This is a genomic window from Pseudomonas sp. LBUM1678 (genome assembly GCF_059695575.1).
The window spans coordinates 5,597,830-5,617,709 of sequence record NZ_CP166775.1 but is presented as its reverse complement, the minus strand read 5'-3'; the positions used below and the strand labels follow the sequence as shown (position 1 = coordinate 5,617,709).

The following is a 19,880-nucleotide window of genomic DNA, read 5'->3' as shown; positions in this document are numbered from 1 at the left end:
GACCCCGCCTCAGTCTGTGGTCGCCAACGCCGGTACGGGCGCAGGTTCGGGCCTATGGAATAGCCGCTCAAGCCACAAGTATATGACCGGAGTGGTGAACAGCGTCAGCGCCTGGCTCACCAGCAAGCCGCCGACCACCGCGATGCCCAATGGCTGACGCAGTTCGGCGCCGGTGCCGTAGCCGAGCATCAGCGGCAGCGCGCCGAGCAGGGCGGCGAGGGTGGTCATGATGATCGGCCGGAACCGAGTGATACAGGCCTGGTAGATCGCCTCTTCCGGCGGCAGGCCATCCTTGCGTTGGGCTTCCAGCGCGAAGTCGATCATCAGGATGCCGTTCTTCTTGACGATACCGATCAGCAACACCAGCCCGATCAGCGCCATGATCGAAAAGTCCTGGCCGCAAATCCACAGCATGATCACCGCTCCGAGCCCCGCCGACGGCAGGGTCGAGATGATGGTCAGCGGATGGACGAAGCTCTCGTAGAGCACACCGAGAATGATGTACACCGCCACCAGCGCCGCCAGAATCAGCCACGGCTGGCTGGCCAGCGAGCTCTGGAATGCTTGCGCCGCGCCTTGGAAGTTGCCGCTCATGGCCGCCGGCATGCCGATGTCGACCTTGGCCTGGTTGAGCATGATCACCGCATCGCCCAACGCCACGCCGGGCGCCAGGTTGAACGACAAGTTGGCGGCCGGGAACATGCCGTCATGGGCGATGGACAGCGGGCCGACCGTCGGCGCATCGAACTTGGCCAGCGCCGACAGCGGCACCATTTCTCCGCTCAGCGGTGAGCGCAGGTAGAAATAATTGAGGCTTTCGGCCTTGCCGCGTTGCTTGGTGTCCAGTTCCAGAATCACGTTGTACTGGTTGATCTGGGTCTGGAATTCATTGATCTGCCGCTGGCCGAAGGCGTCGTACAGCGCTTCATCGACATCGCTGGCAGTCAGGCCGAAACGCGCGGCGGCGCTGCGGTCGATGCTGATGTGAGTGATGCTGCCGCCCAGTTGCAGGTCGTTGGAAATGTCGCGGAACGCCGGGTTGGCGCGCAGTTTTTCGGTTAGGCGCTGGGTCCAGGTGCTGAGGGTCGCGCCGTCGTTGCTCTTGAGCACGTATTGGTACTGCGCGCGGCTCGGGCCAGAGCTGAGGTTGATGTCCTGGCCGGCGCGCAGATACAACACGATGCCCGGGACTTTCATCAGTTGCGGACGGATCCGGTCGATGAACTGGCTGGCCGAGACGTCGCGGTCGCCGCGTTTTTTCAGGGAGATCCAGAAGCGGCCGTTGGCGATGGTCTGGTTACTGCCCGAGACGCCCACTGAGTGGGAAAACGCCGCGACTGCCGGATCCGCCGCGACAATTTCGGCCATCGCCAGGTGTTTTTTCACCATGTCGCCGTAGGAAATGTCGGCAGCAGCTTCGGTGGTGCCGAGGACAAAACCGGTGTCCTGCACCGGGAAGAACCCCTTGGGGATAAAGATGTAACCGGCAATCGCCAGGCCCAGCGACAGGCAAAATACGCCGATCATCAGTTTCTGGTGGGCTAGGGCGCGGCGCAGAAGTTTTTCATAGCCTGCCAGCAAGCGTTCGCCGAACGTGGGTTTGCTGTGGGCGTGATGCACCGGCGCGCGCATGAACAGCGCGGCCAGGGTTGGCGCAAATGTCAGCGAGACCACCACGGAAATCATGATGGTCGAGGTGGCGGTCAGGGCAAATTCCTTGAACAGCCGCCCGACCACACCGCCCATGAACAGCAGCGGAATGAACGCCGCCACCAGCGAGAAACTGATCGAGACCACGGTAAAACCGATCTCGCCGGCGCCCTTGATCGCCGCTTCGCGCATGCCGTCGCCGGCCTCGAGGTGACGGTGAATGTTCTCCACCACCACAATTGCATCGTCGACCACAAACCCCACGGCCACCACGATCGCCACCAACGTCAGGTTGTTCAGGCTGAAGCCCATGATGTACATCAAGGCGAAACTGGCGACCAGCGAAACACCCAACACGGCGGACACGATCAGGGTCGCCGACCACTGGCGCAGGAACAGCGCCATCACCGCGACCACCAGCATGATCGCAATCAGCAGGGTAATTTCCACTTCATGCAGCGAGGCGCGGATGGTCTGGGTGCGGTCGACCAGCACCTTGACCTGCACTGAGGCCGGCAGCATGGCTTCGAGGCCGGGCAGGGCAGCTTGAATACGGTCCACGGTTTCGACGATGTTGGCGCCCGGTTGCCGGGAAATCACCAGGTTCACACCCGGTTTATCACCGGCCCAGGCTTGCACGTAGGCATCTTCCGAACCGTTGACGACTTTGGCGACATCCTTCAGGTGAACCGGCGCACCGTCCTTGTAGGAAACGATGAGTTGGCTGTATTCCTCGGGATGAAATAGCTGGTCGTTGGTCGACAGCGTCGAGATGCTCGACTCACCGTACAACGCCCCTTTGGCCAGGTTGAGGCTGGTGTTCTGAATCGCCAGCCGAATATCCGCCAGGGTCAGGCCGATGGCCGCGAGTTTGTCAGCGGAAGCCTGAACACGGATCGCCGGACGTTGCTGACCGGTGATGTTGATTTGGCCTACGCCGTCGATTTGACTGATCTGACGCGAGAGCAGGGTTTCCACCAGGTCGCTGAGTTCGGTGCCGGGCATTTGCGTCGAGTTGACGCTGAGGATCAGCACCGGACTGTCGGCCGGGTTGACCTTGCGCCACGTCGGCAGGGTCGGCATGTCTTTCGGCAGTTTGCCGGCGGCGGTGTTGATAGCGGCCTGCACTTCCTGGGCGGCGGTGTCGATGCTTTTGTCGAGGGTGAATTGCAGGGTCAGGTTGGTCGAGCCGAGGGCGCTGCTCGAGGTCATCTGGGTCACGCCGGGGATGGCGCTGAATTGCACTTCAAGCGGCGTGGCCACCGACGACGCCATGGTCTCGGGGCTGGCGCCGGGCAGTTGTGCGGCGACCTGAATGGTCGGGAATTCGGCTTCCGGCAACGGCGCAATCGGCAGGCGCGGGAAGGCGATGACGCCGAGCAATACCAGGGCAAAGGTCAGCAGGATCGTCGCCACCGGATGATCGATGCACCAGGCAGAGACAGAACCGTGGCCCTTCATGGCTTCGACTCCGATTGCACCACTTGCGGTGGTTCGGTCAGCACTTGCACGGTCGAGCCGGGTTTGAGCCGCGATTGGCCGTCACTGACCAGCACGTCGCCCGGTTTCACGCCTTTGATGATGTCCTGACCGCTGCCCTGGGAGACCATTTGTACGGTGACGGTTTCTACCTTGTCGCCGTTCACCCGGTACACGAAGTGTTGATCGAGGCCACGCTGTACGACGGTGGGCGGGACCACCAGCGCATCTTTATCCAACGCTGTCTGAATTTTTACCGTCACCAGCAGGCCCGGCCAGAGTTTCTGCCCGGCATTATTGAATTCAGCCTTGGCGCGGATGGTCCCGGTGTTGGCGTTGATCTGGTTGTCGATCAGGGTCAGGTGACCTTCGCCCAGCAGGTTGCCGGTTTCACCGTCGGTGTCGGCGCCGATATAGGCCTTCACTTGTGCGCGTTGTGGGTCGCCGATCAGGCCTTGCAGGGTGGGCAGCATTTGCTGCGGCAGGGAGAACTCCACGGCGATCGGGTCGATCTGCGTCACGGTGAACAGGCCTTGGGCGTCGGTCATGCGCAGGAAATTGCCTTCGTCCACCGTGCGAATACCGACGCGGCCGGTGACGGGAGAGCGAATCTGTGTGTAGGAGAGTTGCACCTGGGCGGCGTCGATTGACGCCTGATTGCCTTGGGCGGTGGCTTTGAGCTGGTTGACCAGGGCTTGTTGCTGGTCATAGGTCTGTTTGGACACGCCGTCGTCGACGCTCAGCAGTTTGTAGCGCTTGAGGTTGACCAGTGCGACTTGCAGTTGGGCCTGGCTTTCGCCCAATTGGGCCCGGGTCTGGTCGAGACTGGCGCGGATCGAGCGGTCGTCGATGGTGGCGAGCAGGTCGCCTTTGTTCACCAGTTGGCCTTCTTTGACCAGGATTTTGGTGAGGATGCCGTCGATTTGCGGGCGGACCACCACGCTGTGCAGGGACAGGACCGAGCCGATGCCGCTGACGTAGCGGGGGACGTCTTTTTCGGTGACGCTGACGACCCGGACCGGGATCGCTGTGGGCGCGGCGAGTTTGGCGGTGGCGGGTTTGGTGGCGTACCACGTGCCTCCCGCTGCCAGGGCAATCAGCAGACCTGCGATCAAGGCGGTTTTTTTCTGAATTCGCATGCGAGTGGGGCGCCGGGCTGGGTGGTCGGGAGTCGGGTCGGGTTTGTAACTTCCTTTATAAACCTGTTCGCTGGTCAGGAAGGTGACTGCTAACTGACGGCGCTGTCAGTTTGGGCCTTGGCGGTTGATCTTTTGACCTTGGCGGCCTGACAGCCGACCAAGCTCTTGTTGATGGCGTACATATCCGTTCCTGCGGTAACGGCTGCTGGCGGTTTCGCTCTTACAGCGACTCCCTTTGGCAAACGCCCCAAAGGAAGCAAAGGTCTTCGCCCCAACGTCCGGCCCCTCGCCTAGGCTCGGCGTTCCTTCGCTCCGGCATTCATCTGGGGGCATCGCCTCCGGTCGGCTTCGCTTCGACCTCCTCTCGATGTGTGCGGCTTCGCCGCACGGCGCTACGCGCCCACCCCCCAGATGAACACCTCCACTCAGCCTCCCGACGGGGCGGGTAGATCAAGATCAAAAGCTGCAGGCGAGCTAACGCTCGGCCTGTTGAGTGGTGAGAAGCGGGCGGTGTACGCCGCTCCATTGTGGGAGCTGGCCTGCCAGCGATGGCGGCCTGGCAGCCGACCAATCTCTTGCAGATACGCACCAAAACCTGTGGGAGCTGGCCTGCCAGCGATGGCGGCCTGACAGCCGACCAATCTCTTGCAGATACGTATCAAACCCTGTGGGAGCTGGCTTGCCTGCGATGGCGCCCTGACAGCCGACCAATTTCTTTCTGCTGTCCCCGATTGATCGTTCCCTACGTTCCGCGTGGGAATGCCGCCCGGGACGCTCCGCGTTCCATTTTTGTGTTGAACGATGTGTAAAAAACACAGCGTTTTCCCACGCATTTTTCAGGTTGCCGGGTAGGAAGCGTGTTCTCTAACCTTTGGCTGTCGCTGAAAACTCAGCGACCGGGAGTGAGATTCCGGCTGAACAATTGGAAACCAGCGCAAGGCCCCCCATAATTGCCGCCAGCTTATCCGCTGCCTGCAAGTTTTTTATGGCGGCTGTGTGCGGGCAGACTTCGGTCTGGCCGGGTTCCTTTTGCCGGTAATCTCACACCGCACATAGCTGCCACCTCTGCTCCGAGTGAGATCGGAAATTGATGGCTCCAACATCAAAAGGAAATTTGTATGGATAAGTTAATCCCCGATCCACCCATCGACACCACCACTCCCAGCGACGAGGTCACTCCGACCGAAGCGCTCATCAAAGACCGCGAAGCTATAAAACGCGCCCTCGATTACTACCTCGATCCACCCGAGCCATACACCGCGAAACCCCGCCGCCCGAGCACGATGTTTGTGGTCGCCCCTGATGTTGATTCAGAAAGTCTGTTGGCTCATGCCTGTGAGTCTTTGGCGTCGGCAAGTGTGATGAGCAGTGATTTTGCGGCGAATCTGGTGGGGCCGCAGCGCCATACGGTGTTGGCGATTCAGCAGGTCATCATGCTGGCGGAGTTGGCGGTGAATCGGGTGTTGGACAGGGTTGAGGTTCCGGCGTAGGTAGCGTTCGGTCTGGTTGACCGCGTTATCGTTCTTCGCGGGCAAGCCTCGCTCCTACAGATGCGGGGGTTGCTCGCGATTGGCACAAAACCCGACGGACTCGCTTGCGGCGTGAAGCTTGCGGCTCTGGACACAGGTATACTGCCGCCTTTCGCGGCTCGCTGACCGGGCCCGACTCTTTTGCATCACCCGGAGCTTTCATGACTTCCCCGACACAACCGCCGGTTGCCGACGCTTTGAGCGACGACCAGGCAGACCTGCCAGACAGCGTCGACTCCAGCGCAGACAGCGAAGCCAAAGCCGCGATCCCTGCGTTCAAGTTCCCGTTCAAACCGGGTGATCTGGCCGCAGCGAAGAACGCCAGCCAGCCTTGGTACAAGAATGGCGCGAAGAATGGCCATACCAAGACGCCGGGGGCGGCGCCTCCTGGTACTCGTCGTTCGATGGGCAAACGCTGACCGTCAGACGGCTTGTCGCTCGGTAATTGTTCCTTCAGTCATTGGGACGGTTCCCACAAGGATCAGCGATTTGTCCTCTGGGAAATCCGGTAGCCGCTCATCAAGAATTCATGCCCGATGAATCCTTGATGAAGGCTACCCAATGTCTCTGCTTAAACCCCTTTCTCTGCTGTCACTGATGGCTCTGGTAACCGGCTGCGCATCTTCTGCAGTCGATCCGCAGATCCGTTTCGGGGTCGAAGCCCTCGTTCCACCGTTTGAGAGCCGTAACGACAAAGGTGAGCTGGTCGGATTGAACATCGAGTTGGGCAATGCACTGTGTGCAGAACTCAATTCCCGTTGTGTCTGGGTCGATCAGGATTACGCCACCAACCTTCAGGCACTTGAAGCCAACCGTTTCGACGTGATCATGCCGATGACGGCTACGCCGGCGCGTCGCGAGCGGGTGGATTTCACCGATAATCTTTATCCCCTGAGCAGCCGCCTGGTGGCGCGCAAGGGCGCGTCGTTGCAACCGGATGTGCAATCGCTCAACGGCAAGCGTGTCGGCGTCCTGGCGGGCACCAGCCGCGAAGCGTTCGCCAAGGCGCGCTGGGCGGAAGCGGGCGTAACGGTGCGCAGTTTTCAGTTCAACGACCAGTTGATTGCCAGTCTGCTGGCCGGCGAAATCGATGCGACCCTGCAGGACTCCATCGAAATCACCCAGGCGTTATTGAGCCTGCCGCAAGGGCAGATGTTCGATTTTGCCGGTCCCGCCCTCAACGATCCGATGCTGGGCAGTGGAGTGGCCATGGCTGTACGCAAAAGCGACACCACACTGCGCGATAACCTGAACGCGGCGCTTGAGCGTCTTAAGCAAAATGGCCAGTATCAGGCGATTACCCAGCGTTACCTGCCACCGGCTGCTCCGGCCTCGCCACGCTACGTTCCTAATGAAGAAGGCCTGGCATTTTCCGATGCGGTACAGGTCGGCAATACCGTTTACTTCTCCGGCGTGATCGGTCTGGGAGCGGATGGTGATTTGGTGAAGGGCGGCATCCGGGCGCAGACGAAACAGGCCATGGAGAATTTGAACACCGCAGTGCAGCGTCAGAGTTTGTCGCTGGCTCAGGTGGCCAAATGCACGGTTATCCTTGCCGATATCAAGGATTTCGCTGCCATGAATGCCGTGTATCGCAGTTATTTCCCGGCGGACCGCTTACCCGCTCGCACCACATTTGCCGGCAAGCTGGTCGCTGACGCGAAGGTCGAAGTGGAATGTCTGGTAATGGCGGCCAACTGATCTTTTGAAGAAGAGCTGCTGCGCAACGGGTTTGCGCAGTGGTTCCAGGCTCCGCAGTTTCGCTGCTCAGGCTGCCCGCAACGAAATAAACGCGTAGTTCACCGGTGTATCCGTAGCCACTTGCGCCCCAGCCGCCTGTACTTGCCCGGCGATATCATCGCCTGATACATGAAACTGCCAATCACTGTCTGTGTGCGCCAGCGGTTGCTCTGAAAGCTGATCAATGACCGTGGCAAACGCATTCATATCCGGCAGATAAGCCGTAAACCCATCCCCCTTCAACGCTGTAGTCCGAATCCCCAGAAGCCCGCAAATCGCATCCTTGGTCTGAATGTCATCGCGATCCGCCTGACGTGAGCGCTGGATCAATCCTGCCAGTTCCTGATCCACCAGCTCACCACCGATGATCAAGTCCGGTCCCTGTTCCCACGACTCGGGCGGGCACTCCTTCACTGCCGTGTTCAGTGCGATGTGCGGATTGATTTCCATCGGGTAGATGCGGCACACCAGCGGGCGGCGTTCGTAGATGCGGCAGAGGTTGTCTTCGTCAAGATTCCGGCAGGGGCCGACGTTGTAGGCGGCAAAGGTGATCGCCACGTACGCTTCGGACGTGCCGCTTCTAACCATCACTGAACGACGCTCGGCGTGTTCGCGTTGCTGCACCGGCAGGCCCAGGCCTTTGCCCAGGAAACCTTCCACCAACACGATCACCTGACCGCCATCAGCCGCCCACATGCGGGCTTCGGCCAGGGTCAGGGGCACGTGGTGGTCGTTGCAGCATTTGCCGCAACCTACGCAGGAAAAAGTCGTATTCATTGAGCGGCCGGTCGCTTCCGAGGGCATGAAACGGCGCCAGAAGGACACCGCCAAGGCGCGTTTCGAAGCAAGTTATGCGCCAGTCACTGGGCTTTGGCAGTGGGGCGGATGGAGTCCCATTCGGTGACGTAGGCGGTTTTGGTCTTTTTGTTGTAGAGGCACAACTCGGTGCCTTGCTGGCCTTTCATGTGTTTTTGCGGATATTGGCCTTGCAGCAGGAGCGCGGTGTAGCCGACCCGGTCGTCGAACTGCGCGGCGTTGCCGACGGGCTTGGCGTTTTTCAGGCCACTGGCTTTGGTGCAGCTGGCGAGCACGGCTTTGTCGTAGGCGGCCCAGGCGTCGGGGCTGGATGCGTGGGCCTGGGTGGCGAGGGCGGTGAGGCAGAGGAGGGTCAGGGTTGCGGCTTTCATGGGTCAGGCATCCTTGGGCAGTGAGTTGGCCGAGGGGTGGAGTATGCCTGATGGTTTTGTATTGAATGTGTCGGCCCTTTCGCGGGCAAGCCTCGCTCCTACAGGGATCGCGCATGACCTGTAGGAGCGAGGCTTGCCCGCGAAGGCGGTGTATCAGACCGGAACCGGTTCCCGGCGGACCACATACATCCCGGCGTTTTTGTACAACCGCTGCGCCCGAAGGTTGTCTTCCAATACCTTCAAATCTACAAAACCTTCCCGGCGATCCTGAAACATCTTGAATGCGTGCAGCAGCAACGCACGACCCAATCCAAGGCCTTGAGCCCGAGAATGCACCACCAGGTTCTTGATGTACGCGCTGGTCCAGCACTGGCAAACGCCGACGATCCGTTCGCCATCCAAAGCAACGAAACACAGGCTCGGATCGTATTCCGGATCGGTCTCAAACCGCTGTTGCCAGGCATCCAGTGCCGGCACACGACCACCACCTTCCCGATAACCCAGTTCCATCAAACGATGAACGGCTTCAGCCAGTTCGGGGCGGTATTGGACGAGGTCTATTCCCTGAGGCCAAGTGATCGCAGGCACAGCCTCAGCGAGGTTGCGCCGCATCAGAAAGCAAAATGCCTCGGCCAAGACTCAGTGACCTTGTTCGGCGACGGCTTTGGCCGCCTCGATCAGGCATCGGGTCAATTCCGGCGAGGAGAACTTGGTCAGCACCGCGTTGGCCCCGGCCAGGCGCGCTTTCTCGCTGTTCATTGCACTGTCCAGAGAGGTGTGCAGCAGCACATAAAGGTGCGAGAAGTCTGGCGTCTCGCGCAGGGTGCGGGTGAAGGCGTAGCCGTCCATCTCCGACATTTCGATGTCCGAGACGATCAGGTTGATCTGCTGCGCCGTGCCTTGCAGGTCCAGCAGGCAGTCGATAGCTTCTTTGGCGCTGCGGGCGGTGTGGCATTGCAGGCCGAGGTTGCGCAGGGTGTGCACCGATTGCTGCAGCGCGACCTGGCTGTCGTCGACCACCAGAATCCGTGCGTTGCCCAGCACTTCGGCGTCTTCCATGCTGAGTTCGGTCGGGGCCGTTTCGATCTGCGCCGGGGCGATGCCGTGGATGACCTTTTCGATGTCCAGCACTTGCACCAGGGTGCCATCGACCGATGTCACGCCGGTGATGTACGAGCGCACGCCGCCGGAGCCGAAGGGCGGCGGGCGGATGTCGGTGGTCAGACAGTGGACGATCTTGCTCACGGCCTGAACGTGCAGGCCCTGCTTGGAGCGACTGACGTCGGTGACGATCAGGCAGCCACCGTTCGGGTCTTCCAGCGGCCGCTCGCCGATGGCGCGGCTCAGGTCGATTACCGACAGCGAGGCGCCGCGCAGGGTGGCGATGCCTTTGACGTGGGGGTGCGACTCCGGCAGTTTGGTCAGAGCCGGGCAAGGGATGATTTCACTGACTTTCAGCAGGTTGATTGCCATCAGCTTGCCGCTGCGCAAGGTAAACAGCAGAAGCGAAAGTGAGTCTGCGCGGGCTTTTGTGGTGGACATAAAAACCTTCTGTGGAAAAAGGTGATCGGCGAGTAAAAGTCGCCAAAAGCTATTGATGCCGGGTTATCGACTTGTTGGGGGCAGGCTTTAGGCTAAATACCCATTCCCGGCCCAACGGCGAACCCCTGTGGCGAGGGAGCTTGCTCCCGCTGGAGTGCGAAGCGCTCCCAAATCAGACCGGTGTGCTATCAGGCTATCCGCATTTACAGGTTTTGCGACTGCTGCGCAGCCGAGCGGGAGCAAGCTCCCTCGCCACAATGATGTGCGTTATTTCATGCCCAGTCGCTTGGCCATCCGCCCAAGATTCGCCCGGTCCAGGCCTAGCTCGCGTGCCGCGCTCGCCCAGTTGTCGTGATGCCGTTCCAGGCAAGCGCTGATCAATTGTCGCTGATAATTTTCGGTGGCCTCCCGTAAATCCCCCGCGACCAACGCGACGGGACTGGCAGCCAGTTGTTCAGTGGCGGCAATTTCAACGCTGCCATTGGGCAAATCCAGATCCGCCGCACTCAAACTGAGAATCTTCGGCCGTTCCTTGCAATTACCCAGCGCCTTCAACGCGCTGCGGCCAATCAAATGCTCCAGCTCCCGCACATTCCCCGGCCAACCATACGCCAGCAATGCCGCCTGTGCATCGCTGTTCAAGCGCAGGCTATTGAGGCCCATCCGCGAGCGGTTCTGTTCCAGGAAGTAACCGCTGAGCAGCAACACATCCCGCCCGCGATCACGCAGAGCCGGCACCAACAGCGGGTAAACGCTCAGACGATGATAGAAATCGGCGCGGTAGCGGCCGCTGCGCACTTCTTCGGCCAGGTCGCGGTTGGTCGCGGCGATCAGGCGCACGTCCACCTGATGTTCTTTATCCGATCCCAGGCGCTGCAACTGACCGCTTTGCAGCACCCGCAACAACTTGGCTTGCACGGTCAGGGACAATTCGCCGACTTCATCGAGAAACAGCGTGCCGCCATTGGCCAGTTCGAACTTGCCGCGCCGATCGTTCATGGCGCCGGTGAAGGCGCCGCGCACATGACCGAACAATTCGCTTTCCACCAGCGTGTCCGGCAGGGCGGCGCAGTTGAGGCTGATGATCGGTTTATCCGCCCGGGGTGATGCCGCATGAATTGCCTGCGCCACCAGTTCCTTGCCGACCCCGGTTTCACCAGTGATCAGCACGGTCAGGTCGCTGCCGCCCACCAGGTTGATCTCTTCCACCAAGCGTTTGTGCGCTTTGCTCTGTCCGATCATCTCGCGGTTCTGCTGGCCGCTGGCCTGACGGTAGACCTCGGCGCGCTGATGCTCGTCTTCGGCGCGATTGGCCAGGCGTTCGATGCGCTCGGCGGCGTTGACAGTGGCGGCGGCGAGGCTGGCGAAGGCCTGCAGGGCGTCCAGTTCGATGGGTTCAAATTGTTCCGGGTCGAGGGCGTCGAGGGTCAGCAAACCCCACGGACGTTCGTCGATAAACAACGGGCAGCCCATGCAGTCGTGGACTTCCAAATGATCGTCGAGGCCGTCGACCAGTCCGTCGTAAGGGTCGGGCAAGTCGCTGTCGGCGGCGAACCGCGTCGGGCCGGGACTGCTGAGCAACGCTTCGAAGCGCGGGTGCTCGCTGACTTTGAAGCGTCGGCCCAGGGTGTCGGTGCTCAATCCGTCGACGGCCAGCGGCACCAGCCATTCGCCGTCAAGGCGCAGGAGGGCGGCGGCATCGCAAGGGAGCAGGGCGCGCATGGCTTCGAGCAGGCGTCGATAACGCTCGCCTTCGGGCAGTTCGCGGGACAGGTCGGAGACCAGCGGCAGCAGGGCGGTGAGCAATGATTTTGCAGTCATAGTGACTCCGTGTAGTCGGTATGACTATAAGTCAGTCTGTGTCGATATGACTACTATGTTTATAAGTTGTTGATTTTAAAGGTTTAAATTATTGGCATGGAAAGTGATAGGTATAGGGCAATCAGTTAGTAACCCAAGTAGCCCAGGAGTCACTTTATGCTTAGCGTTCAAGACCGTGCCATCGTCAAATCCACCGTGCCGCTGCTGGAAAGCGGTGGCGAAGCGCTGATCACTCACTTCTACCGCATGATGCTCTCCGAATACCCGGAAGTCCGCCCGCTGTTCAACCAGGCCCACCAGGCCAGCGGTGATCAACCGCGCGCCTTGGCCAACGGCGTTTTGATGTACGCGCGGCATATCGATCAGCTCGACCAGTTGGGCGACCTGGTCGCCAAGATCATCAACAAACACGTGGCCCTGCAAATCCTTCCGGAGCATTACCCGATTGTCGGCACGTGCTTGCTGCGCGCCATCTCCGAAGTGCTGGGCGACGAAATCGCCACCCCTGAGGTGATGAATGCCTGGGGCGCGGCCTACGGTCAATTGGCCGAGATCCTGATCGGCGCCGAAACCAGCATCTACGATCAAAAGGAACAGGCACCCGGCGGCTGGCGCGGGGCGCGGGATTTCATCGTCGCGGCCAAGGTCGAGGAAAGCGCGGAAATCACCTCGTTCTACTTCGAACCTGCCGACAAAGGCGCGATTCTGGCCGCTGAACCCGGCCAGTACATCGGCATGAAACTGATCCTCGACGGCGAAGAGATCCGCCGTAACTACTCGCTGTCGGCCTTGGCCAGCAAGGGCCAGTACCGCATCAGCGTCAAACGCGAAACCGGTGGTCGCGCTTCTAACCACTTGCACGATCAGCTGCATGTCGGCGCGAGCATTCAGCTGTTCCCGCCGTCGGGCGAGTTCACCCTGACCGCCAGCGACAAACCCTTGGTGCTGATCAGCGGCGGCGTGGGCATCACCCCGACGCTGGCGATGCTGGAAGCGGCATTGGCGACCGAACGGCCGGTGCACTTTATCCACTGCGCGCGCAACGGCAGCGTTCACGCCTTCCGCGACTGGGTCGATGGTTTGGCCGAGCGTCACCCGCAACTCAAGCGCTTCTATTGCTACGCCGAAGATGACGGCGTGAGCCCGGCGGCGCACAAGGTCGGGTTGTTGAGCCGCGAGCAACTGGGCGAGTGGCTGCCGGAGCAGCGCGATCTGGATGCTTACTTCCTGGGGCCGAAAGGGTTTATGGCGGCGATCAAGCGTCACCTGAAAGCCTTGGGTGTGCCGGAGAAGCAGAGCCGTTACGAGTTCTTTGGACCGGCTTCGGCGTTGGAATAACTGTTTGAGGCGACTCGGACATACCGAGTCGCCTTCATCGCGAGCAGGCTCGCTCCCACACTTGACCGCGTTCTCTCAGGGGAATGCGGTCGAATGTGGGAGTGAGCCTGCTCGCGATTGGCCGCACCACGGTCTCGATTCGTAAAAATCCCGCCAAAGTTAATCCGTTCTTAACCGGTTTATCGTCTATTCCCCGATCACCACCGAAGCGCGCCGGGCTCTCAAAGGTTGGAGCCTGCGTGTAGACTTCCGGGCAATCGATCTTTACAAGGGAAACGCGATGAGCGAGGAAACGATGCGGTTGGGACGTGAACGGCGCTATCTGGTGTTGCTGGGCATCATCTGCCTGGCGCTGATCGGCGGCGCGCTGTACATGCAAATTGTGCTGGGCGAGGCGCCGTGCCCGCTGTGCATCCTGCAACGTTATGCGCTGTTGCTGATTGCGCTGTTTGCCTTCATTGGCGCAGCGATGCGCACCCGTCGCAGCATCACGGTGCTGGAAACCCTGGTGGTGATTTGCGCACTGGCCGGCGTCGCGGTGGCCGGGCATCACGTCTACACCCAGTTCTACCCGGCGGTCAGCTGTGGCATTGATGTGCTGCAACCGATCGTCGATGGCCTGCCGCTGGCGAAGATCTTCCCGCTGGGTTTCCAGGTCGACGGCTTCTGCTCCACGCCGTACCCGCCGATCCTCGGTTTGTCACTGGCACAGTGGGCGCTGGTGGCGTTCGTGCTGATCGTGGTGCTGGTGCCGCTGCTCACTTCGCGTAACCGCAAAGCGCTGCGTTGAGGCTATTCGCCGTACCGTTGAGTGAAACCTGAAACGCCCCGGCCTTCGTTGAGAAGGCCGGGGCGTTTTGCATTTCAGGGCCGGCGTAAAAAGTTCGTGATGTGCGGCAGCGAAGGGTGCGACACATGTGCGACATGTTGTCACAGCGAGGCTGTCGCAAGGCATTTCAAGTCGCCTGATCGGTGCATAGCCAAGCAACGAAATTGGTCTATTCAGGCGTCAACCGATTCAAAGGCTATCGCGCGCAAGCAGGCAGTTTTAACAGGGCCTGGCGAATCGCCAGAGCCCTTGTCTGATAGGGGCTAGGGCATCGCCTAAGTGTCTGCTTGAGCGTTGATAGCTGTCTGAACTGCGCGCTGTAGACCTACAAATTTTGGTGTTTTTGTTGAGAATGAATTTCGATAAGATGCCGCACTTTTGCAAAAACCGTTAATGATTGTTGCTGGAATGGATAAAAATTATTTCGGGATGAGACATGGTTTATGAATCGTTACATATCTACAATCGCCCGCACTGAATTCCGGCACTGCTCACCTTGAGCAGGAATACAGGGCGTCGAGGAGCTGAACGCTTCATGCGACTCCCGGGTGTCGGAGCCTTCCAACTATCCGCACCAAATGGAATTGGTCTGTAACAAGGCCTTTGACCACGAATTCGAATAAGAACTTACCGCTAGCCCAGGATTTGTCGAACAGCGTCTGACGCGCGACGGGCAGCCCTTATTCAATCCAAGAAAAATGCCAACCCTTGGCAGGGTGAAGTGTTGGCGATCAAAACCCAACTGCATTGCGCAAGCTGCTTTAGAGGTCGTGAGATGAGTAAAAACAGGTACCCCAGACTACTAGGCTTATTGCCGCTGCTCGGCACGTTGTTGCTGTCAGGCTGCAACATGACCTTGCTCGATCCCAAGGGCCAGGTTGGCCTGGATGAGCGAAACCTGATCATCACCGCAACGCTGCTGATGCTTCTGGTCGTGGTACCGGTCATCGTCATGACCTTCCTGTTCGCCTGGAAATACCGCGCGTCCAACCAGGACGCCGTCTACACGCCGAAGTGGTCGCACTCCACCAAGATCGAAATCGCGGTGTGGACGATCCCGGTACTGATCATCATTGCCCTGGGTTACATCACCTACAAGTCGACCCACGCGCTGGATCCTTACAAGCCGCTGGAGTCCGACGTCAAGCCAATCACCATTGAAGTGGTCGCGCTGGACTGGAAGTGGATGTTCATCTATCCGGAACAAGGCATCGCCACCGTCAACAAGATCGTGTTCCCGGCGCACACCCCGATCAACTTCAAGGTGACTTCGGACTCCGTGATGAACTCGTTTTTCATCCCGGCCCTGGGCGGCCAGATCTACGCGATGGCCGGCATGCAGACCAAACTGCACCTGATCGCCAACCAGAACGCTGAAATGGACGGTATCTCCGCCAACTACAGCGGCGCTGGTTTCACTGGCATGAAATTCAAGGCTATCGCCACTTCCCAGGAAGATTTCGACGCCTGGGTAAGTGAAGTCAAAAAGGCACCTAAACAGCTTGAAGAAGCTGAATACGCAGCCCTTTCCAAGCCGAGCCAGAACAACCCAGTCGAGCTCTACTCCTCGGTCACTCCGAACCTGTTCCAGATCATCGTCGACAAGTACGAAGGCATGAAAGCGGGTCCGAAGGTCAAGCACGAGAAGAAAGAGAAAGAAGTGGCCGCTACGCAAGGAATGGACATGAACGCGCATTCAGCTGCCGGGGCAGAGGAGTAAACGATGTTTGGTAAATTAAGTTGGGAAGCGGTCCCGTTCCACGAACCGATCGTGATGATAACCATCGCCATGATCGCGCTCGGCGGTCTGGCGCTGTTCGCTGCAATCACTTATTTCAAGAAGTGGACCTACCTGTGGACCGAGTGGCTGACCTCGGTCGACCACAAGAAAATCGGCGTGATGTACATCATCGTCGCCATGGTCATGCTGCTGCGTGGTTTTGCCGACGCCATCATGATGCGTACCCAGCTGGCCATGGCCACCGAGGGTTCGCCTGGCTACCTGCCGCCTGAACACTATGACCAGATCTTCACCGCCCACGGTGTGATCATGATCATCTTCATGGCGATGCCATTCTTCACCGGCCTGATGAACCTTGCAGTGCCGCTGCAGATCGGCGCGCGTGACGTTGCCTACCCGTTCCTGAACTCCCTGAGCTTCTGGTTGCTGGTGTCCGGCGTGGTGCTGATCAACTTGTCCCTGGGCGTCGGCGAATTCGCCAAGACCGGTTGGGTTGCCTATCCGCCGCTGTCGGGTCTGCAATACAGCCCTGGCGTGGGGATGGATTACTACATCTGGGCGCTACAGCTATCCGGGTTGGGTACGACGCTGACGGGGGTCAACTTCCTGGCCACCGTGCTGAAGATGCGTACCCCTGGCATGAAGCTGATGGACATGCCGATCTTCACCTGGACCTGCACCTGGGCCAACGTCCTGATCGTGGCTTCGTTCCCGATCCTGACCGCTACCCTGGCACTGCTGACGCTTGACCGTTACATGGATTTCCACATTTTCACCAATGAACTTGGTGGCAATCCGATGATGTACGTCAACCTGTTCTGGGCCTGGGGTCACCCCGAGGTGTACATCCTGATTCTGCCGGCATTCGGGATCTTCTCCGAAGTCATCTCGACCTTCACCGGCAAGCGTCTGTTCGGCCACCACTCGATGGTCTACGCATCGGGTGCGATCTCGATCCTGGGCTTCATGGTCTGGCTGCACCACTTCTTCACCATGGGTTCGGGTGCCAGCGTCAACGCCTTCTTCGGTCTGGCGACGATGCTGATTTCGATCCCGACGGGGGTGAAGCTATTCAACTGGCTGTTCACCATTTACCAAGGCCGTCTGCGTTTCACCAGCCAGGTTCTGTGGACCCTGGGCTTCATGGTGACCTTCGCCATCGGCGGCATGACCGGCGTATTGCTGGCCATCCCGGGTGCTGACTTCGTCCTGCACAACAGCCTGTTCGTGATCGCTCACTTCCACAACGTGATCATCGGCGGCGCGGTATTTGGTTACATCGCAGGCTTTGCCTTCTACTTCCCGAAAGCGTTCGGCTTCAAGCTGCACGAAGGTTGGGGCAAGGCAGCGTTCTGGTTCTGGATCTCGGGCTTCTTCGTCGCGTTCATGCCGCTCTATGCACTGGGCTTCATGGGCATGACCCGTCGTCTGAACGCCACCACCAACCCTGAGTGGGTGCCGTACCTGTACGTCGCCATGTTCGGTGCGGTGATGATCGCTGTGGGTATCGCTTGCCAGCTGATCCAGCTCTACGTGAGCGTGCGTGATCGCAACAAGCCAGAAAACATGTGCGAACACGGCGACCCGTGGAATGCCCACACGCTGGAATGGTCGACCTCGTCGCCACCACCGTTCTACAACTTCGCCGTGCTGCCAAAAGCCGAAACCATCGACCCGTTCACCGAAGCCAAGGAAAACGGTACCGCGTACCAGGCTCCGGCCAAGTACGAACCGATCCACATGCCAAACAACACCGCGACCGGTGTGGTCATGGGTGCTCTGTTGACCGTGTTCGGTTTCGCGATGATCTGGCACATCTGGTGGCTGGCCATCGTTGGTCTTGTAGGCACCGTGGTCTACTTCGTGATCCACGCTGCACGTGATGACCAAGGCTACATGGTGCCGGTCGAGACAATCGAACGCATCGAAGCCGAGCAGCACAAGCGTCTGGTAGCGGCCGGGAAAGTCCCAGCCACCGCCACCCGTGTTGAAACCTCGTTGGAACAGGCTTAAACCATGTCGAACTTAGTGACCAATGCTGGACACACCCATGTCGATGGACATGGGCACGATGACCATCACCACGACTCGGGCGAGATGACCGTATTCGGTTTCTGGCTCTACCTGATGACCGACTGCATTCTGTTTGCGTCGATCTTCGCGGTGTACGCGGTACTGGTTAACAACGTAGCGGGTGGCCCGTCGGGCCACGACATCTTTGAACTGCCATACGTACTGGGCGAAACCGCTCTGCTGCTGTTCAGTTCGATCACCTACGGCTTCGCCATGCTGGCGTTGTTCAAGGGCAAAAAGAACCAGGTGCTGGGTTGGCTGGGCATGACCTTCCTGTTCGGTGCCGGCTTCATCGGCATGGAGATCAACGAGTTCCACGTGCTGATCTCCGAGGGCTACGGCCCTAGCCGCAGCGGCTTCCTGTCCGGGTTCTTCACCCTGGTCGGCACCCACGGTCTGCACGTGACCAGTGGTCTGATCTGGATGGCGATCATGATGTATCAGGTGCAGAAAAACGGCCTGACGGCGACCAACAAGACCCGTCTGAGCTGCCTGAGCCTGTTCTGGCACTTCCTGGACGTGGTGTGGATCTGCGTATTCACCGTTGTTTATCTGATGGGGACTATGTAAATGGCTAACGCTCATTCCCACGATAGCCACGACGCCGGCCACGGCAGCGTCAAGTCTTACGCTATCGGTTTCATTCTGTCGGTGATCCTGACCGTCATTCCTTTCGGCCTGGTGATGTACCCGTCGCTGCCGAAGTCGCTGACTCTGTGGATCGTACTGGCTTTCGCCGTTATCCAGGTGCTGGTGCACCTGGTGTACTTCCTCCACCTGGACCGTTCGGCCGCGCAGCGTAACAACGTGATTGCGTTTGTTTTCGCCGCCATCGTGATCGTCCTGCTGGTTGGCCTGTCGCTGTGGATCATGTTCAGCATCCACACCAACATGATGGCGAAGTGAGGTAAGTCCGAATGTCCTTGAAGCACTTTATCCAAATCACCAAACCGGGGATCATTTTCGGTAACGTGCTTTCAGTGGCAGGCGGATTTTTCCTGGCCTCGAAAGGGCATGTCGATCTGGCCATTTTCCTGGCAGCAATGATCGGCACATCCCTGGTAGTGGCTTCCGGTTGCGTGTTCAACAACTGCATCGACCGCGACATCGACTTGAAGATGGAACGCACCAAGAATCGGGTGCTGGTCCAGGGCCTGATCTCCCTGAAACTGGCGCTGATCTTTGCGACCGTCCTGGGTGTTGCCGGCGTTGCGTTGTTGTACAAGGTGGCTAACCCGTTGGCCGCGCTGTTCGCGGTGATCGGTTTCGTCATCTACGTCGGCTTCTACAGCCTGTACCTCAAGCGCAAGTCGGTTCACGGCACGCTGGTGGGCAGTCTGTCGGGCGCCATGCCGCCGGTGATTGGCTACGTGGCTGTGACCAACAGCTTCGACATGGCCGCACTGACGCTGCTGGTGATGTTCAGCCTGTGGCAGATGCCGCATTCCTACGCCATCGCGATCTTCCGCTTCAACGATTACCTGGCCGCATCGATTCCGGTGTTGCCAGTGAAGCGCGGGATTCAAGTGGCCAAGAAGCACATCCTGCTCTACATCCTGGCGTTCCTCGTGGCGACCTTGATGCTGACCTTCAGCGGCTACGCCGGCATGAGCTACCTCGCCGTCGCCGCGGCTATGGGCATGTACTGGTTGTACATGGCCTGGACCGGCTACAAGGCAGTGGATGACACGGTCTGGGCACGCAAGCTGTTCGTGTTCTCGATCTTCACCATTACCGCGTTGAGCGTGATGATGTCCCTGGACTTCAAAGTGCCGAGCGAGTTGTTGCTGACGTACGCGCCTTAAGCGTCGG

Annotated in this window: 17 protein-coding genes; 10 read left to right on the top strand and 7 right to left on the bottom strand. The window is 59.5% G+C overall.

Going from position 1 to position 19,880, the window contains the following annotated elements:
- Positions 1 to 9: 9 nt before the first annotated feature.
- Together ACA070_RS25485 and ACA070_RS25480 are read right to left on the bottom strand one after the other, a co-directional pair.
- Positions 10 to 3,111 carry a multidrug efflux RND transporter permease subunit gene (locus tag ACA070_RS25485; RefSeq protein WP_497448823.1) on the bottom strand — a complete coding sequence of 1,034 codons (3,102 nt, stop codon included), beginning with the start codon at positions 3,109 to 3,111 and terminating at the stop codon, positions 10 to 12.
- The gene (locus ACA070_RS25480; RefSeq protein WP_497448822.1) at positions 3,108 to 4,268 is read right to left on the bottom strand and encodes an efflux RND transporter periplasmic adaptor subunit; all 1,161 of its coding nucleotides are present in this window, start codon (positions 4,266 to 4,268) and stop codon (positions 3,108 to 3,110) included. Before ACA070_RS25480 ends, ACA070_RS25485 begins: the two co-directional genes overlap by 4 nt.
- 1,118 nt (positions 4,269 to 5,386) lie before the next feature.
- Here ACA070_RS25480 and ACA070_RS25475 point away from each other — a divergent pair.
- The 3 genes from ACA070_RS25475 to ACA070_RS25465 all read left to right on the top strand — a co-directional run bounded on the left by ACA070_RS25475 (position 5,387) and on the right by ACA070_RS25465 (position 7,498).
- Positions 5,387 to 5,758, top strand: a complete 372-nt coding sequence (locus ACA070_RS25475) for a DUF6124 family protein (RefSeq protein ID WP_497448821.1) — start codon at positions 5,387 to 5,389, stop codon at positions 5,756 to 5,758.
- Between the two features lie 200 nt (positions 5,759 to 5,958).
- Positions 5,959 to 6,216 carry a hypothetical protein gene (locus ACA070_RS25470; protein WP_028620828.1) on the top strand — a complete coding sequence of 86 codons (258 nt, stop codon included), beginning with the start codon at positions 5,959 to 5,961 and terminating at the stop codon, positions 6,214 to 6,216.
- Between the two features lie 142 nt (positions 6,217 to 6,358).
- Positions 6,359 to 7,498 carry a transporter substrate-binding domain-containing protein gene (locus ACA070_RS25465; RefSeq protein ID WP_497448820.1) on the top strand — a complete coding sequence of 380 codons (1,140 nt, stop codon included), beginning with the start codon at positions 6,359 to 6,361 and terminating at the stop codon, positions 7,496 to 7,498.
- A 66-nt stretch (positions 7,499 to 7,564) separates the two neighbouring features.
- Here ACA070_RS25465 and ACA070_RS25460 read toward each other — a convergent pair whose 3' ends face one another.
- The 5 genes from ACA070_RS25460 to norR form a co-directional block, all read right to left on the bottom strand.
- Complete coding sequence (locus ACA070_RS25460) at positions 7,565 to 8,314, bottom strand: YkgJ family cysteine cluster protein (RefSeq protein ID WP_497448819.1); 750 nt, start codon at positions 8,312 to 8,314, stop codon at positions 7,565 to 7,567.
- An 83-nt stretch (positions 8,315 to 8,397) separates the two neighbouring features.
- Positions 8,398 to 8,724, bottom strand: a complete 327-nt coding sequence (locus ACA070_RS25455; RefSeq protein ID WP_497448818.1) for a hypothetical protein — start codon at positions 8,722 to 8,724, stop codon at positions 8,398 to 8,400.
- A gap of 153 nt (positions 8,725 to 8,877) precedes the next feature.
- Entirely contained in the window at positions 8,878 to 9,336 is a 459-nt protein-coding gene (locus ACA070_RS25450; protein WP_497452020.1) for a GNAT family N-acetyltransferase, read from the bottom strand.
- Positions 9,337 to 9,363: 27 nt separating this feature from the next.
- The gene (locus ACA070_RS25445) at positions 9,364 to 10,266 is read right to left on the bottom strand and encodes a chemotaxis protein CheV (protein WP_497448817.1); all 903 of its coding nucleotides are present in this window, start codon (positions 10,264 to 10,266) and stop codon (positions 9,364 to 9,366) included.
- A 267-nt stretch (positions 10,267 to 10,533) separates the two neighbouring features.
- Positions 10,534 to 12,087 (bottom strand): nitric oxide reductase transcriptional regulator NorR, encoded by a 1,554-nt coding sequence (gene norR, locus ACA070_RS25440; RefSeq protein WP_497448816.1) that lies wholly within the window; start codon positions 12,085 to 12,087, stop codon positions 10,534 to 10,536.
- A gap of 156 nt (positions 12,088 to 12,243) precedes the next feature.
- On the opposite strand from norR, the gene hmpA reads away from it, so the two are divergent.
- From hmpA to cyoE, 7 genes are all read left to right on the top strand, one after another.
- The gene (hmpA, locus tag ACA070_RS25435; RefSeq protein ID WP_497448815.1) at positions 12,244 to 13,425 is read left to right on the top strand and encodes an NO-inducible flavohemoprotein; all 1,182 of its coding nucleotides are present in this window, start codon (positions 12,244 to 12,246) and stop codon (positions 13,423 to 13,425) included.
- 280 nt (positions 13,426 to 13,705) lie between these two features.
- A complete protein-coding gene (locus ACA070_RS25430) occupies positions 13,706 to 14,215 on the top strand; it encodes a disulfide bond formation protein B (protein WP_497448814.1) in 510 nt (169 codons plus the stop codon).
- An 814-nt stretch (positions 14,216 to 15,029) separates the two neighbouring features.
- A complete protein-coding gene (cyoA, locus tag ACA070_RS25425) occupies positions 15,030 to 15,974 on the top strand; it encodes a ubiquinol oxidase subunit II (protein ID WP_462028607.1) in 945 nt (314 codons plus the stop codon).
- A 3-nt stretch (positions 15,975 to 15,977) separates the two neighbouring features.
- Positions 15,978 to 18,008 (top strand): cytochrome o ubiquinol oxidase subunit I, encoded by a 2,031-nt coding sequence (gene cyoB / locus ACA070_RS25420; RefSeq protein WP_497448813.1) that lies wholly within the window; start codon positions 15,978 to 15,980, stop codon positions 18,006 to 18,008.
- A 3-nt stretch (positions 18,009 to 18,011) separates the two neighbouring features.
- On the top strand, positions 18,012 to 18,638 hold the full coding sequence (locus ACA070_RS25415; protein WP_461955624.1) for a cytochrome o ubiquinol oxidase subunit III: 627 nt from the start codon (positions 18,012 to 18,014) through the stop codon (positions 18,636 to 18,638).
- Positions 18,639 to 18,974: a cytochrome o ubiquinol oxidase subunit IV gene (cyoD, locus tag ACA070_RS25410; RefSeq protein WP_084320724.1), complete on the top strand. Its 336-nt coding sequence runs from the start codon at positions 18,639 to 18,641 to the stop codon at positions 18,972 to 18,974.
- 11 nt (positions 18,975 to 18,985) lie between these two features.
- A complete protein-coding gene (gene cyoE / locus ACA070_RS25405) occupies positions 18,986 to 19,873 on the top strand; it encodes a heme o synthase (RefSeq protein ID WP_403100034.1) in 888 nt (295 codons plus the stop codon).
- Positions 19,874 to 19,880: the final 7 nt, after the last annotated feature.

Coding starts and splice junctions, on each gene's coding strand:
- ACA070_RS25485 (WP_497448823.1), bottom strand. CDS start 3,111: ATGAAGGGCCACGGTTCTGTCTCTGCCTGGTGCATCGATCATCCGGTG.
- ACA070_RS25480 (WP_497448822.1), bottom strand. CDS start 4,268: ATGCGAATTCAGAAAAAAACCGCCTTGATCGCAGGTCTGCTGATTGCC.
- ACA070_RS25475 (WP_497448821.1), top strand. CDS start 5,387: ATGGATAAGTTAATCCCCGATCCACCCATCGACACCACCACTCCCAGC.
- ACA070_RS25470 (WP_028620828.1), top strand. CDS start 5,959: ATGACTTCCCCGACACAACCGCCGGTTGCCGACGCTTTGAGCGACGAC.
- ACA070_RS25465 (WP_497448820.1), top strand. CDS start 6,359: ATGTCTCTGCTTAAACCCCTTTCTCTGCTGTCACTGATGGCTCTGGTA.
- ACA070_RS25460 (WP_497448819.1), bottom strand. CDS start 8,314: ATGAATACGACTTTTTCCTGCGTAGGTTGCGGCAAATGCTGCAACGAC.
- ACA070_RS25455 (WP_497448818.1), bottom strand. CDS start 8,724: ATGAAAGCCGCAACCCTGACCCTCCTCTGCCTCACCGCCCTCGCCACC.
- ACA070_RS25450 (WP_497452020.1), bottom strand. CDS start 9,336: ATGCGGCGCAACCTCGCTGAGGCTGTGCCTGCGATCACTTGGCCTCAG.
- ACA070_RS25445 (WP_497448817.1), bottom strand. CDS start 10,266: ATGTCCACCACAAAAGCCCGCGCAGACTCACTTTCGCTTCTGCTGTTT.
- norR (WP_497448816.1), bottom strand. CDS start 12,087: ATGACTGCAAAATCATTGCTCACCGCCCTGCTGCCGCTGGTCTCCGAC.
- hmpA (WP_497448815.1), top strand. CDS start 12,244: ATGCTTAGCGTTCAAGACCGTGCCATCGTCAAATCCACCGTGCCGCTG.
- ACA070_RS25430 (WP_497448814.1), top strand. CDS start 13,706: ATGAGCGAGGAAACGATGCGGTTGGGACGTGAACGGCGCTATCTGGTG.
- cyoA (WP_462028607.1), top strand. CDS start 15,030: ATGAGTAAAAACAGGTACCCCAGACTACTAGGCTTATTGCCGCTGCTC.
- cyoB (WP_497448813.1), top strand. CDS start 15,978: ATGTTTGGTAAATTAAGTTGGGAAGCGGTCCCGTTCCACGAACCGATC.
- ACA070_RS25415 (WP_461955624.1), top strand. CDS start 18,012: ATGTCGAACTTAGTGACCAATGCTGGACACACCCATGTCGATGGACAT.
- cyoD (WP_084320724.1), top strand. CDS start 18,639: ATGGCTAACGCTCATTCCCACGATAGCCACGACGCCGGCCACGGCAGC.
- cyoE (WP_403100034.1), top strand. CDS start 18,986: ATGTCCTTGAAGCACTTTATCCAAATCACCAAACCGGGGATCATTTTC.